1 pseudogene is annotated in these 1380 nt (G+C 37.7%); it reads right to left on the bottom strand.

From position 1 onward, the window contains the following. Positions 1-461 precede the first annotated feature (461 nt). A pseudogene (locus JN080_RS30115) lies at positions 462-551 on the bottom strand (NAD-dependent epimerase/dehydratase family protein); the annotation flags it as partial. Positions 552-1380 lie beyond the last annotated feature (829 nt).

Below are 1380 nucleotides of genomic sequence, written 5' to 3'. Positions count from 1 at the left end.
GTGTGAATTTTCTCAGGTTTTTCGCTGTTCCGTTAAAATTTTTGGATTATCTCAACGGATGTTCATGGGGACGGTTCTTTTGCTTTCTCCCGTGGGACGCAAGAACCGTCCCCATGTATATACATTATGGATCAGTTATGAACTCTATGTGGAATTCAGTTCTTTGGTATGAAATTCGGTTCCTTTTCAGTTTTACAGCATTATTAATAGGTGGAGTTTTTGTTTTTAAACAGATGCATTTAAATAAGAAAGTTGTAGGAACACGGAGCATGATGTAAGTTCCAAACGTTCTTAATCAAAAAAATGTTAAAGTGGGTTATGAATGATTATATAGATTAAAAGCGACGAGAAGCCAAGCTGGCGGGACTCATTGAATCATTATATAAAGCAATTACTTAATGGGGTGGAACAATGACGAGGAAAAAAAGGTTCTTGTTACTGGAGGAGCAGGATTCATAGGTATTATAAACTTCACCATTAACGCCTTCATGTAAAACCAAGTCAATCGCGGCACAATGATCAAGTACATGCAACCAATCCCGAATATGCTGAAATAAGTTGCTGGTGCAGGCAAAGTTCTGTTGCCGGTGTCACGACCCGATGCATTCCTGGAAAAGAGCCAGTTATGCCTTATTTTAGTGCCACTAGTGACAAAATTGAGAGCATGGTTTGGTAGAAAAGAACCACATAAAACGTTTTTAATCTGAGCCACAGCTGAGCTGCTTGGCCTTGACTTTAGCGCCCAATTCTTAGCAGTCGGCGAAGGGGACTGGGCCCCACCAACGTTTGAGTAGAATTGATTTGTTCGTGTATCATTTGTTGCTGCTGGTGAGCCTTTAGACTTTTCTTTTAACTAGTTGCGTTAATAGTTACACGGACAAAAGTAAAGTCAATGGTGGCACCGGACAAATGTCCTAGGTTGTTCTATTTTTTGTTATAATGGATCTATAATCTGTCAAGGCTGGCACATTTTCAAGTCACTATTAAAAATATATGTAATTTGTTTTCATATAAGTTCTAGACCTATTTCTTATTCAGAATCGGATTCCTGTATAAAAGGGATCCTTTTCGTCACCAGGTAGGTAGTTAGCAGGCGGATTCTTTGTATAAGTATGACATCTTGGATGATGAGCTTTCCTAATCATGAAAATGGGAAAGCTTTCTACTTGTATGTTTACACTATCGATGTTAAGCTAATTGAGCTGTTTCGTTAGCAGTTTCTTGTAAACGAATTTTTTAATCCGAAATCATTTCGGAGAAGTTGACATTAACGAATCTGTGTGGTAAGATAATTCTTGTCGCTGAACAACATTCATTCTTTTAAAAAAAGGTTGACGAAATGTTCAATTAGGCATATACTATGAAAGTTGCTTTAATAAG

The sequence above is a fragment of the Bacillus sp. EB600 genome, assembly GCF_024494385.1.
Lineage (GTDB): Bacteria > Bacillota > Bacilli > Bacillales > Cytobacillaceae > JAEVLT01.
The sequence above is the reverse complement of the archived record's forward strand: the minus strand, read 5'-3'. Positions and strand labels throughout refer to the sequence as shown.